Consider the following 13,557-nt stretch of genomic DNA (forward strand, 5'->3'; position numbering starts at 1 on the left):
AAAGACAAAGGCAAAGGATGAATTTGCAGATGATCAGGATTTATCATTTGTCCCCTGCTTTAGCTGGGGCAAGCAAGCATGATTCAAAATCCTCTGGATGAAGCCAAAGGCAAAGGATGAATTTACTGATGATCAGGATTTATCATTTGTCCCCTGCTTTAGCTGGGGCAAGCAAGCATGATTCAAAATCCTCTGGCTAAAGACAAAGGCAAAGGATGAATTTGCAGATGATCAGGATTTATCATTTGTCCCCTGCTTTAGATGGGGCAAGCAAGCATGATTCAAAATCCTCTGGCTGAAGCCAAAGGCAAAGAATGAATTTACAGATGATCAGGATTCATCATTTGTCCCCTGCTTTAGCTGGGGCAATCAAACATGATTCAAAATCCTCTGGCTAAAGCCAAAGGCAAAGGATGAATTTACAGATGATCAGGATTCATCAATTATCCCCTGCTTTAGCTGGGGCAATTAAAAATACATCATCCATTTAAATGCAATCAAAAATATCCTCTGGCTGAAGCCAAAGGCAAAGAATGAATTTACAAATGATCAGGATTCATCAATTATTCCCTGCTTTAGATGGGGTAAGCAAGCATGATTCAAAATCCTCTGGCTAAAGCCAAAGGCAAAGGATGAATTTACAAATGATCAGGATTCATCAATTATCCCCTGCTTTAGCTGGGGCAATTAAAAATACATCATCCATTTAAATGCAATCAAAAATATCCTCTGGCTAAAGACAAAGACAAAAGGATGAATTTACAAGATGATCTGAATTCATCAATTGTCCCCTGCTTTAGCTGGGGTAAGCAAACATGATTCAAAATCCTCTGGATGAAGCCAAAGGCAAAGAATGAATTTACAAATGATCAGGATTTATCATTTGTCCCCTGCTTTAGCTGGGGCAATCAAACATGATTCAAAATCCTCTGGCTAAAGCCAAAGGCAAAGGATGAATTTACAGATGATCAGGATTTATCATTTGTCCCCTGCTTTAGCTGGCGAGACTATTTTTATAAATCCATATTTCTCAATCATCTCCTCTTCTTCCTGTTCAAATGATTTATATTGATGATGAGATTCTTGATTTTTGATGTAATTGCGGACTTGCTGCAGAGCCGATTTACTCACCGATACAGCATAATAATCGTTCTGCCATTCAAAATTATCTTGGCACAATTTATTTTTATTGATCCAAAAAGAAGATTCGCCCTTAATCAGTTGCATCAGCTGACTTATGGTCTGGTTTGCCTGAAGTGCCACCAAACAATGGCAATGATCATGATATCCATTTATAAAATCGATATGAATGCCTTTTTCTTCCGCATTTTCCTTCATGTGTTTCCAAATCTTTTTTCTTATCAAACTTGATTTTAGAAATGGTTCGCGATATTTTGTACTCCATACAAAATGAATATACACTCTGACGTGTGGCATAAATTTTATGTTTTTTTTGAACAAAAAAATTACACCTTTTTATTGAACAAAACAATTTTTCAAAATCTTTTGGATGAAATCAAATGATGGGCTTCTTCAAAATCCTCCTTTAGATGAAAACAAAGAATCCGATTCTTACAAATCCTCTGGCTGAAGCCAAAGGCAAAGAATGAATTTACAAATGATCTGGATTCATCAATTATTCCCTGCTTTAGATGGGGCAATTACAATTTCACAATGGGCTGGCGAATGATTGTTTTTAGGTTTTCGGGGGCGGTTCTTCGGGGATCGTTCAGGTAAATTTCGCGGTGTTTTCCGTGTCGTTCGAAACCATTACCGGCAATGTATTTGTGCAGTTTATCAATGCTTGGAGCCTCATCGGCATAAGAACCTATGTGCATGATCTGCGCAGACAGGCCGTCGCAGAAATCGACCAATTCGATCTTGTCCAAATAGGGCAGTTGCTTCTTTTTGCTGACCTCTTGGCAGGCAGCCTCCACAATTTCTTTGGTGATAAAATTGGGCTGCATAATCATGGCCGACCATTTCCATTCATCAATCCTGTCTCTCGAAAATTCGTTCATATCATCCATCCACCACAAACATTCCAGGGGCATTACCCCATAATCCACATCTTTACTTTCCCGTATGGCAAATTTAATTTTGTACGATAAGGCATACAAAGCCTCAATTGCATTCTGATAATCAGCCGAAGTATTTGGATTTCCCTGTCCGCTGCATTGCAAGTACTTAAATTCCGGAACTTCAACTATCGACATACTGCCTTTCCTCTCGGAATAAAATGGCTTGTATTTTTTCTTTAAATCAACCTTTTTCATGTATCTAAATTTGTTTTTTATTGCCACATAGCCTGTCCCGAACTTGTTTCGGGAGAACTCGCCAACTTAGTCATCCTTGTGTGTGTGTGAAAAATCTTCTCATGGCTCGTTTCATATGAATCATTTTAGCTTAGAGATGCTCTTCGTTTTCGAAATGCACTTGCTCTGATGCAACAAGGTAGAAAATGTGAGGGAATGTATAATTATCTATTGCTTAAAATATGCTTATTCATAATCCTCAGCTTGAAATATTTTTATTCCCTCTCCTTTTAGCTGAGGCAATCAAAGAAAATCTTCTGACTAAAGACAAAGAATAAATAACTGCATAGAATAAGATCACTTATCCTCTGCTTTAACTGGGGTAAGCAAAACGCATCACTTGTCCTCTGCTTTAGCTGGGGCAGTATATTTTTTTTGTTTTTATCGTATTTCTCCTTAGGTTTATTAGTCAAGCAGTCAATCAATTATCAGGTTTTTCAATCTAATTTTAAATACAAATCAACAGGCATGTATAAAACAGCAATATCAATCCTTCTTGCTTTGTTATCCTTTTCGGGATTTACCCAGGAATTGGATGTGAAAAAATGGGTGCAGGAGGCCGATGAAAAAATGAGGGGTACATCGAGCAAAAGCATCTTTAGCATGACCATTGAAAGAAAATCGTGGTCGCGAACCATTACCATGAAAGCCTGGAGCATTGGAAATGACTATTCTCTAATGTACATCGTATCTCCTGCCAAGGAAAAAGGACAGGTGTTTCTGAAACGCGGCAATGAAATGTGGAACTGGATTCCCAGCATTGAACGAATGGTAAAAATTCCACCTTCGATGATGATGCAATCGTGGATGGGATCGGACTTTACCAACGACGATTTGGTAAAAGAATCGTCGCTGGCAAAAGATTATACTCACAAACTGGTGGCCGAAGAGCAGCTGCAGGGATACGACTGTTATAAGATTGAATTGATTCCTACTGAAGATGCTCCGGTTGTTTGGGGTAAAATTTACATGTGGATCAGTAAAAAAGAGAAACACTGGCTGCGTGCCGAGTATTACGACGAAGATGATTATCTGATGAAATATGAGGTGTTGTCGGATATCAAAATGGTTGACGACCGCGAAATGCCTACCCGTTTGGAGATGATTCCTGCCGATGAGGAGGATCAGAAAACCATTCTGATTTATGGCGAAACCGAATTCGATATTCCACTGAAGGAATCGTTTTTCTCCATTCAAAACATGAAACGAATCAGGTAGTTCCGAACTGTATATACATTTAAATATGAATACGAATATTAAACTAGCCTGGCGAAATCTTTGGCGAAACAGAAGGAGAACCTTAATTACTGTAGCCTCTATCTTTTTCGGGGTTATGCTATCGGCCTATATGACCTCCATGCAAGAGGGTTCGTACACGAAAATGGTTGATATTGTGGTGAAATTTTACTCGGGATACATGCAGGTGCATCATGAGGATTATTGGGAAAACAAAAGCATTAACAACTCCTTCGAATACAATCAGGAATTGGCAGACGAATTACTCGCCAACAAAGATGTTGAATTTGTTTTCCCACGTCTGGAATCATTTGGTCTGGCCTCATCAAAAGAGTTAACCAAGGGGGCCATGATTTTTGGTATTGATCCCTTGGGCGAAAATCAGCTGACCAAAATTGCCGATAAGGTCAGGTCAGGAAAATATCTGGAAGCAGAAGATGAGGGAGTATTGATGGGTGCTGGTTTGGCGAAATATTTACAGCTAGGTGTAAACGATACTTTGGTGATAATCAGTCAGGGATATCACGGAGTGAGTGCCGCAGAAAAATTCCCGGTTCGAGGCATTATTAAACATGTATCGCCCGAGCTGAATAAAACCATTGTGTACATGAGTCTGGCGAAATGTCAGGAATTTTTTAGTGCTGAAAACCGCTTGACTTCGCTGGTAATTAATGTGGCCGACAATGATGTAATGAAACGTGCTTTTCATGATCTGAAAAAGAAAATGAAAGCGCCCTACTCCATTATGAGTTGGGAAGAAATGCAGCCTGAAGTAGTACAACAAATTGAAAGTGATCGTGCCGGCGGTATCATCATGAAAGCCATACTTTACATCGTTATTGCATTTGGAATATTGGGTACTATCATGATGATGATTATGGAAAGAAGACGCGAATTTGGTGTTATGGTTGCCATTGGCATGCGCAAAGGTAAATTGGCAAGTGTCATTTTTTTCGAGACTCTTTTTATTGGTCTGCTAGGTATACTCTCGGGTTTGCTGGTCAGCTATCCTTTGCTGCTCCTGCAAAGTGCCAACCCGATACCTCTTACCGGACAGGCAGCTCAACTAATGGAAGAGTTCGGTTTTGAGCCCTACATGTTTTTCTCCACCGCGTGGCAGGTATTTAGTCAGCAGGCCATTAGTGTATCTGTTATTACTCTCATAATTGCCATTTACCCGGTAATTTCGATATTCCGGTTTAAAGTAATTAAAGCCTTAAAAGCTTAAAAGAAAAAGATATGATCAGATCAGTAGCATGGAGAAATATATGGCGCAGTCCGCTTCGTTCAGGAATTATTATTGCTGCAATAAGTGTTGGCATGTCGGCAGGTGTATTTACCACCACTTTTACCAAAGGGTGGATGAATCAGCGACTGGAAGCAGGGGTTGAAACCGAGGCTTCGCACATACGAATTCAACAACCAAAATTTGGAGAGAATTACGATTTGAAAGAGTCCATTCCGAACAGCGAATCGTTAGTGAATGAAATTTCCAAATTGGATCACATTAACGGAATCAGTCCAAGAATTGTGATTCAATCGATGCTTGCCTCGGCCGAAACAGGAACAGGTGTTAAAATCATTGGAATAAATCCGGAAAAGGAAAAAACCGTTACCAATTTGCACTCTAAATTATCCGAAGGAAAATACTTCGAAGGGGTAAAGAGAAATCCGATTCTGATTGGAGCCAAACTAGCCAAAAAATTGAAGGTGAAAATGCGGTCGAAGGTGGTAATTACCGTTCAGGATGCATCGGGAAATATTACCGGTGGAGCTTTTAGAGTCTGCGGCATATTCGATATTACCAGCGGTATGTTCGAAGAAACCAATGTGTTTGTGCGCAAAACCGACTTGGCCCGGCTCTTGGATCTTGAGAGTAGTGTGTCGCACGAAATACTGGTGCATTTGGATGATACGGAACTGATCGATCAACAGAGCCTGCTGCTAAAGAACAAGCACAAAAATTTGTTGGTTCAGACCTGGAAAGAATCCATGCCCGAATTGGGTTATATCAATGAAATTGGGAATCTGTATACCTATATTTTTGTCATCATCATACTATTGGCTCTGGGATTTGGAATTGTAAACACCATGCTTATGGTAATTCTTGAACGCATAAAAGAATTGGGAATGCTAATGGCAATAGGAATGAGTAAGGCCCGGATTTTTGGCATGCTGATGCTGGAAACCGTTCTGCTTACCTTTACAGGAGGCTTTACGGGCATTCTTCTTGGCTTGGGGGCCACATACGCCACAATGGAAAAAGGAATTGATCTGTCGGATTATGCAGCCGGCCTCGAAGATATGGGGTACAGTTCACATATATATCCGGTGGTTGAATTGGAAACGCTGGTTACTATTGCCATACTGGTACTAATTACCGGAATTGCTGCCTCTGTTTATCCTGCACGAAAAGCTTTAAAATACAATCCCGCTGAAGCGATAAGAACTGAGTAACCGGGTTAATATCCACCTTAAAAGAACAAAAAAATGAACATCATAGAAATTACAAACCTTCATAAAATATACAACGAATCGGAAGTAAATGTGCATGCCGTAAACAACGTAAGTTTAAATTTTAAAGAGGGCGAATTTGCGGCCATTGTAGGACCTTCCGGCTCAGGGAAATCGACCTTGCTAAACATGCTGGGTGGTCTCGATGAACCTACCGATGGTAAAATACTGATCGACAATACCGATTTAAGTGAGTTAAAATCTTCTGATTTGATTCAATTCAGGATGCAGAACATTGGTTTTGTTTTTCAATCGTACAACCTGATTCCGGTTTTAACGGCTAAGGAGAATGTGGAATTCATAATGCATTTGCAAAATCGACCAAAGAAAGAATGCGAAAAAAGAACCATGGAATTATTAGATGCCGTAGGACTAAAGGGTCGCGAAAACAGTCGCCCGAGTAAGCTTTCCGGCGGACAGCAGCAACGTGTGGCTGTGGCAAGAGCTTTGGCATCGAAACCCAAATTTGTTTTGGCTGATGAACCAACTGCAAACCTGGATTCAAAATCGACCGAGAATCTATTGGAGATCATGGAAGACCTGAACAAAAAGGAGAACATCACCTTTATTTTTTCAACTCACGACCAAAGAGTTGTGAACAAGGCTCACCGGGTAATCACCCTTGAGGATGGAAAAATTATTAGTGACGAACGCAAAAAAGGAACAGGCTCTGATTCATAAAAACACCACCCTTTGAAATGAAAAAAACTGTCCTTATCCTACTTCTTTTTCTTCCTATTCTTTCCTATTCGCAGGAACGGAAGTGGAATCTAGATGGATATGTGAAAGATCTGTACATGTTTTATCACCCGGAACAGCCTCCTATTGGGCCTGAGTTGCCAAATTATCATTTGAACACCATTCACAACCGGTTAAATTTCAATTGGTACGCTAACGAGAAGATTAGCTTTTCAATGGGAATGCGAAATCGCTTGATCATGGGAAATATGGTAAGTGAAATTCCCAATTACCGGGCTACTGCAGATGTTGACAATGGATACATGGATTTATCGTGGATAAGTGCTTATTCGGACAAATGGTTTTTGCATTCGATAGTAGACAGGGCTTATTTGGATTGCACCAAAGGCGATTGGCAGTTTCGTATTGGGCGTCAGAGAATCAATTGGGGAATCAGCAAGGTTTGGAATCCCAATGATGTTTTCAACAGCTTCTCTTATTTCGATTTTGACTATGAAGAACGTCCGGGCAGCGATGCCGTCAATATCAGACATTATACGGGCGTTACTTCTTCGATGGAACTGGTGTTTAAAATGGCAGACCATTCCAGTGAAATGGCCTTAGCCGCCATGTACCGATTCTCGAAATGGAATTACGATTTTCAATTGTTATCCGGTTGGGTTGGCGATGACTATATGGCAGGCGGCGGATGGTCAGGCGATATAATGGGTGGCGGTTTCAGAGGTGAAATATCTTACTTTCGCCCGCGTTCAACCAATAATAACTCCAAAGAAGCAACGGTTGCCTCATTATCCTACGATTATACCCTTAAAAATAGCCTTAGCCTATCAATTGAAGGTTTATTCAACAGCAACGGAAGCACAAAAAATGCGGTCGGTTCAAATGTTCTTTTTGATCAAAACTTGTCAGCGAAAATGCTTTCCCGGGCTAAATATTCGGTATTTGGACAACTGGCTTATCCAATTACTCCCTTATTCAATGCCAGCTTTTCAACAATTTTTAACCCTTCGGATCATTCCTGTTACCTCAATCCTTCGTTTAGCTACTCTCTTAGCGAAAACATTGAACTAATGCTGACCACTCAATTGTTTTTTGGTAAGAATGGCAGTGAATTTGGAGACATTGGTCAAGTATCTTTTGGAAGATTACGATGGAGTTTTTAATGGGATTTGTTATTTCCAATCCTTCCATTCCGATTTCAGTACCGACATTACCAATTTGTCATGGTATTCTCCATTTCGAAGTGCAGCTTCCCTGTAACGACCTTCCAAAATAAAACCTGCCCGCTCATAAGCTTTTACTCCCCCAACATTAGGAACCGATACGCTTAACATGATGCGGTTCAATCCCAATTCTTCAAAGCCCATTTTCACAATCATTTGGGTGACTTGGGTACCAATTCCCTTTCCCCAATAATCCTTATCGCCTATGAAAATGAAATATTCTCCGGATTTATTAATCGTTGAAATGCCGCTGATGCCTGCGTAACCAACAAAAACACCATCCACAAAAATTCCGTGATTGCTGTTCCTTTTATCACTAATGGCCTGTGCATACCAATCTTCAATCTGTTGGTCGGTTTTCATTCCCTGAAATATTGACAAGGAGTAAATGATTGCTTCCTCATCTTTAATCCATTTGTAGAATGACGGAAGGTTTTCGGGGGTAAGTGGTTTTAGTGTGATCATTCTTTAGATTTAAATGTATTGTAAAAGGTAGAGTCAAGATATAAAAAAACTCCCTTTCGGTTGAAACAAAAAGGGAGCTTTTACAGGTATTGATATCTTTTTTTAGAAGCCCTGACTTGCAGCAACAATAATTGCAACAATCATTCCGATTGGGTATAAGGCAAGCATCACAATTGTGAAAATTCCCATAAACTTGTAGTGCGATTTCATGTACTTCATCGACTCGGTAAGGCTTTGCGTGCTCTTACCTGCAAGTGCAAGCTTTGCTTTATTTGCAAATTGCAGCAGATAATAGATTGGAAAGAAGTACACTCCCGCCAGTACCAAATATAAAACCCCGATTCCTCCAATAGGAAATGGCAGTATACTTGCCATTGATCCGGCCAAGGCAAATACTACAAATGATCCCAACACCATAAATCCCATAAAAATAAAGCCAACAATGGCTAAAAACTTGGCCCATTTTGCGGTTTCACGTAAATATACTTCTGCCTGAGTTTCCAACAACAACTCATTTTTAATTTCAGTTCCTTGTGTTTCTAAATTCTCCATGAATCAATAATTAGTTTTATGATTTTTATAAAGAGCGCTAAGTTATTATTTATTTAAAAATCTAAAAATTAAAATTCAAACTTTACACGTTCATACTGTTTACCGCAGAATTTTGGCAAAATATAATTATTTCCTTTTTCATTCCTTAATTAAAGCACTACCACCTCACGGTAAAAACAGTCTCTCCCACTTTCGAACGGCAAAGAAGACTGCCGCCATGGGCACGCATAATCTGACGGGAATAACTCAAGCCAATGCCCGATCCGTTCTCTTTTGTGGTGAAAAAAGGAATGAAAATTTCATCTGCAATTTCCTCCGAAATACCATGACCGTTATCTGATACTCTTATCTCAGTGATTTCGCCCTTTTGAATGGAAGTTACAGCAATAGCTGCATTGGAATCTGCTCCGGAAGGCTGTCCGTTGAAAGCTTCTGCCGCATTTTTCACCAGATTAATAATTACCTGAACCATCATTTGTTCATCAGCCGTAAACCGAAAATTTTTAACGGGTGGTGTCAACTTTAAATTTCCGGAAAAACTCTCTTTTATGGGCGACAACAGAATATTCAAACGCTCGAAAAAAGAATGAGTATCGATGATAGCTAATTTAGGTTCCGGTGCCTTGGACAACACCCGATACGATTGTACAAAACGAATCAATGCTTCGCTCATCTCGGTAATCACGCCCAAACCGTTAATCGTTTTTTCTACATGAATATCTTCAGACACATCCGTTATGGCGCCCAATTTCTGCTCCCATATTCTTTTCAGGGACTGTGAAATTGAAGTAACCGGAGCCAATGAATTCATTATTTCGTGACTCAGTACTCTAATCAGTTTTACCCAGGCATCAATTTCCTTGCGTTCCAATTCTCCCCGGATATCCTGTAAAGTTATCAGCTTCACTTCTTCATTCTCCAGACGAATTACCGAACATCTCGAAATCACCTGTATCCGTTCCTTTTTTAAAATGAGATCCAATACTTTTTTCTGGCGGTTTTTTAGTTCTGTAAGACCTGATGTAAATTTTGAATCGACCTGATCGAGTTGCTTAATATGTGTGAAAGTCTTTAAGCTGAGTAGTTCCAAGGCCGCCGAATTCACATCAGTAACGTAACCATCTTCGGCAAGTACCACAACTCCGGTTGCAATATTTTGAAGAATTTCTCCGAAATATTTCTCCTTAATTTTACTTTTCACCTGCACTTGCTGCAAAATACCGTTCAGCTCGTTCAAACTTTGATGCAGTTCGTTAATAATGGCATTGCCTGTTTTAATGGGGAAACGCAAAGTGGTATCTTCATTTTTAATGGACTGAACAAAGTAGTTCATCTCCTTGTGCGTTTTGTTCAAAAAACGCACAAATTGAAATACCAAAACAATTTCGGCGCAGAAAATTGGGAACGCGAAATAATAGGATGCCTGCGAAAGAAAACAGCCAATCAGCACTGCGAAAAAAATCACAAAACCAAGCCGTACGAATAAAGCTGAATTGTAGTGTCTATAAGCCATACTTCTTAATTTTATTGTACAAAGTTTGTCGTGTTACTCCTAATTGCGCCGATACAGCAGAAAGATTCCCCATTTGCTTTTCGATTGCTCCCAAAATCAACTGCTTCTCCATATCTTCCAATGTGCCGCCAAAGGCTTCAGCAGCCGAGAATTCATCCATTTTAAAAACAAAATCTTTTGCACTAATTAAGTGTGTATCGCTAAGGATTACAGCTTTTTCTATAGCATGCTGCAATTCACGAACATTACCGGGCCAACGGTAAGTTTGTAATTTCGCGATGGCTTCCGGTGCAATAACAAGTCCGTTCTTATTGTATTTTTCAGCGTAAAGCTTCACAAAAAACTGCACCAATTCGGGAATGTCAGCAATACGGTCGCGCAAGGACGGCAATTCAATTTGTATGGTGTTGATCCGGTAAAGCAAATCTTCCCGAAAACGTCCTTCTCCAATCATTTTAACCAGATTACAGTTGGTCGCACAAACCAATCGTACATCAATATCAACAGGCAAATTTTCGCCCAGTCGGGTTAGTGTCCTGTTCTGCAGTACCGATAGCAGCTTCGCCTGCATTGGCATGGATAAATTTCCAATTTCGTCGAGAAAGAGTGTGCCTTCGTTGGCCGCTTCAATTTTCCCCATTCTATCCATTCCGGCATCGGTAAATGCTCCTTTTTTGTGCCCGAACAATTCACTCTCAAACAAATTTTCGGCTATGGATCCCATATCAACGGTAACCATCACATTCTGGCTTCGGTTCGACAGCCGATGAATCTCTTTGGCAACCAATTCCTTTCCGGTTCCATTTTCTCCCGTAATCAGAATATTCGCATTGGTCATGGCCACTTTTCGAACCACATCCATCACTTTCTCCCAAGCCGGCGAACTTCCAATAATGTGATTCTTATTTTTGTTGATTTCAGCAATCAATTCATTTTCCTTTAAGCGAAGATTCTTTACCTCTTTTCTGGAATGGCTTAATTTCCAGGCCATCTCGATAGTCGTCAGCATCTTCTCATTCTCCCAAGGTTTCAGAACAAAATCGACAGCTCCCGAACGCACTGCTTTCACAGCCAACTCTACATCTCCATAGGCAGTAATCATGACAACACTCAATCCCGAATTGTATTCTAAAATCTGATTCAACCAATAAATTCCTTCGTTTCCGGTATTAATTCCTGCTTTAAAATTCATATCCAAAAGCACAACATCGTAGCTGTCACTTTTCAATTCTGAAAGCAAGGCGTTTGGACTCGACAAACATTTTACTTTTTTACAGCTTCCTGTCAGTAACAAATCCAAAGCGCTTAAAATGCTTTTATTGTCATCAACAATTAAAATTTTGGCTTCTTTCATTTTTAGTAAAGATATGAGATGTGAGAATTGAGATTTTAGATCCTCAATGGTACATTATCTAATTTTTATCTAAAGTAAAAAGCTTTTCAAAAAATTAGACAACGATTGTCTATTTTTTTTACACTCCCATTTTACAACCACAACACAACCATCTGTTAATATGGAACTTACAAGCCTTGGCACAGGATTGGATAAGCATTGGGTGAATGAATTGGAATAAACATGTATTTGAAATTGTTCAATCGAATTTATTCTTGATGATGCAGAAAAGAATAATCCACAGAGCACACTGAGAAGTGCACAGAGAAAAAATACAAACAAGGAATCAAATATTCCGCGATAAAACAAAAAGAGCTTACATATGTCAATGGATCGTAAAATTGAAGTGAAGAAGGGTTTTAAAACCAAACATATTTATATCCTTATTGGGATCATATTTCTTGGATTTTTAGTGTGGTTGCTCTTGAGCAGTTCTACCTCTACCTATCGAACCGAACTCGATAAACTCACCATATCAGACGTTTCGCAGGCAGAGTTTAAAGATTACATTTCGATTATCGGAACGGTTGAACCCAAAACAACCATCTATCTGGATGTTGAAGAAGGTGGTAAAGTTGTCGAAAAATTAATTGACGAAGGAGAATTGGTGAAAAAAGGCGATATTATTATCAGGCTGATTAACAACGATCTTAAATTGCAGATTCTCAATACCGAGTCGTCGCTTGCCTATCAGGCCAATGAGCTGCGCAATACTTTGATTAATATGGAACAGCAGAAAATCAGCAACAAACAGCAAATTCTTAGCATCGACAGTGATATCATCAGACAAAAAAGACAATACGAACAGAACCAACTTTTATTCGAAAAGGGATTTATCTCCAAAGAAGTCTACTTAAGATCGAAGGAAGATTATGACCTTTCCCTGCAAGACCGCCAGTTAAGATATCAACGAATGGTTCAGGACTCCATTTTTCGGGAGAATCAGAAAACACAAATGAACAGCAGTCTGAATAACATGAAACAAAACCTCGAAATGGTTCGGGAGCGCTTGGAGAATTTGAACATTAAAGCTCCGGCTGATGGTCAGCTGGGAAGTCTGGATATTGAAATCGGTCAATCGATTAACCGGGGCGAAAGAATAGGCCAGCTTCATATTCTGAACAATTTTAAAGTGCTTGCCGAGGTCGACGAACATTATATTGACCGTGTCCGCCGCGATTTAAGTGCTTCGCTGCAGCGAAACGATCAGGAGTTTATTTTGAAAACTAAAAAAGTATATCCGGAAGTTCGCGATGGCCGTTTTAAGGTGGATCTGATTTTTGATGGAAAATCGCCGGAGAATCTGCGCACCGGACAAACCTATCACATAAAACTGGAATTGGGACAAGCCGTTGAAGCTACACTGCTGTCCCGTGGTGGATTCTTTCAAAGCACGGGCGGACAATGGGTATTTGTTTTGGATGAATCGGGACGGTTTGCCACCAAACGAAACATCAAAATCGGCAGACAAAATTCTCAATATTTCGAGGTATTGGAAGGATTGCAGACAGGTGAGAAAGTGATTACATCCAGTTACGATACTTTCGGAGATAATGAACGGATTGATTTTAAATAACAACAACCATACTGATCGTAAAACATCATAATAAATAGAATTTAGTAATTTACCCGTAAATCCCCTGCAGG

12 protein-coding genes are annotated in these 13,557 nt (G+C 39.7%); 6 read left to right on the top strand and 6 right to left on the bottom strand.

What is annotated here, in order from left to right:
- Positions 1-978 precede the first annotated feature (978 nt).
- Together tnpA and GQR60_RS13615 are read right to left on the bottom strand one after the other, a co-directional pair.
- On the bottom strand, positions 979-1,437 hold the full coding sequence (gene tnpA / locus GQR60_RS13610) for an IS200/IS605 family transposase (protein WP_124993466.1): 459 nt from the start codon (positions 1,435-1,437) through the stop codon (positions 979-981).
- Between the two features lie 224 nt (positions 1,438-1,661).
- Complete coding sequence (locus tag GQR60_RS13615; RefSeq protein ID WP_124993467.1) at positions 1,662-2,276, bottom strand: GyrI-like domain-containing protein; 615 nt, start codon at positions 2,274-2,276, stop codon at positions 1,662-1,664.
- A 507-nt stretch (positions 2,277-2,783) separates the two neighbouring features.
- Here GQR60_RS13615 and GQR60_RS13620 point away from each other — a divergent pair.
- From GQR60_RS13620 to GQR60_RS13640, 5 genes are read left to right on the top strand one after another with little or no spacing between them, the layout of a single operon-like run.
- The gene (locus tag GQR60_RS13620; RefSeq protein ID WP_124993468.1) at positions 2,784-3,533 is read left to right on the top strand and encodes an outer membrane lipoprotein-sorting protein; all 750 of its coding nucleotides are present in this window, start codon (positions 2,784-2,786) and stop codon (positions 3,531-3,533) included.
- A 25-nt stretch (positions 3,534-3,558) separates the two neighbouring features.
- Positions 3,559-4,779, top strand: a complete 1,221-nt coding sequence (locus tag GQR60_RS13625) for an ABC transporter permease (protein ID WP_124993469.1) — start codon at positions 3,559-3,561, stop codon at positions 4,777-4,779.
- An 11-nt stretch (positions 4,780-4,790) separates the two neighbouring features.
- Positions 4,791-6,008, top strand: coding sequence for an ABC transporter permease (locus GQR60_RS13630; RefSeq protein ID WP_124993470.1), 1,218 nt, complete (start codon positions 4,791-4,793; stop codon positions 6,006-6,008).
- 33 nt (positions 6,009-6,041) lie between these two features.
- Positions 6,042-6,746, top strand: coding sequence for an ABC transporter ATP-binding protein (locus GQR60_RS13635; RefSeq protein WP_124993471.1), 705 nt, complete (start codon positions 6,042-6,044; stop codon positions 6,744-6,746).
- 17 nt (positions 6,747-6,763) lie between these two features.
- The gene (locus tag GQR60_RS13640; protein ID WP_124993472.1) at positions 6,764-7,927 is read left to right on the top strand and encodes a hypothetical protein; all 1,164 of its coding nucleotides are present in this window, start codon (positions 6,764-6,766) and stop codon (positions 7,925-7,927) included.
- 9 nt (positions 7,928-7,936) lie between these two features.
- Here GQR60_RS13640 and GQR60_RS13645 read toward each other — a convergent pair whose 3' ends face one another.
- The 4 genes from GQR60_RS13645 to GQR60_RS13660 all read right to left on the bottom strand — a co-directional run bounded on the left by GQR60_RS13645 (position 7,937) and on the right by GQR60_RS13660 (position 11,871).
- Positions 7,937-8,452, bottom strand: coding sequence for a GNAT family N-acetyltransferase (locus GQR60_RS13645; protein ID WP_124993473.1), 516 nt, complete (start codon positions 8,450-8,452; stop codon positions 7,937-7,939).
- A 102-nt stretch (positions 8,453-8,554) separates the two neighbouring features.
- Positions 8,555-9,004: a hypothetical protein gene (locus GQR60_RS13650; RefSeq protein WP_124993474.1), complete on the bottom strand. Its 450-nt coding sequence runs from the start codon at positions 9,002-9,004 to the stop codon at positions 8,555-8,557.
- Positions 9,005-9,161: 157 nt separating this feature from the next.
- Positions 9,162-10,517, bottom strand: a complete 1,356-nt coding sequence (locus GQR60_RS13655; RefSeq protein WP_124993475.1) for a sensor histidine kinase — start codon at positions 10,515-10,517, stop codon at positions 9,162-9,164.
- A complete protein-coding gene (locus GQR60_RS13660) occupies positions 10,507-11,871 on the bottom strand; it encodes a sigma-54-dependent transcriptional regulator (protein WP_124993476.1) in 1,365 nt (454 codons plus the stop codon). Before GQR60_RS13660 ends, GQR60_RS13655 begins: the two co-directional genes overlap by 11 nt.
- A 361-nt stretch (positions 11,872-12,232) precedes the next feature.
- Between GQR60_RS13660 and GQR60_RS13665 the strand changes: the two genes are divergently transcribed.
- Entirely contained in the window at positions 12,233-13,486 is a 1,254-nt protein-coding gene (locus GQR60_RS13665; protein ID WP_225441424.1) for an efflux RND transporter periplasmic adaptor subunit, read from the top strand.
- Positions 13,487-13,557 lie beyond the last annotated feature (71 nt).

This window comes from Labilibaculum euxinicum, from assembly GCF_009795715.1.
Classification (GTDB): Bacteria; Bacteroidota; Bacteroidia; order Bacteroidales; family Marinifilaceae; genus Labilibaculum; species Labilibaculum euxinus.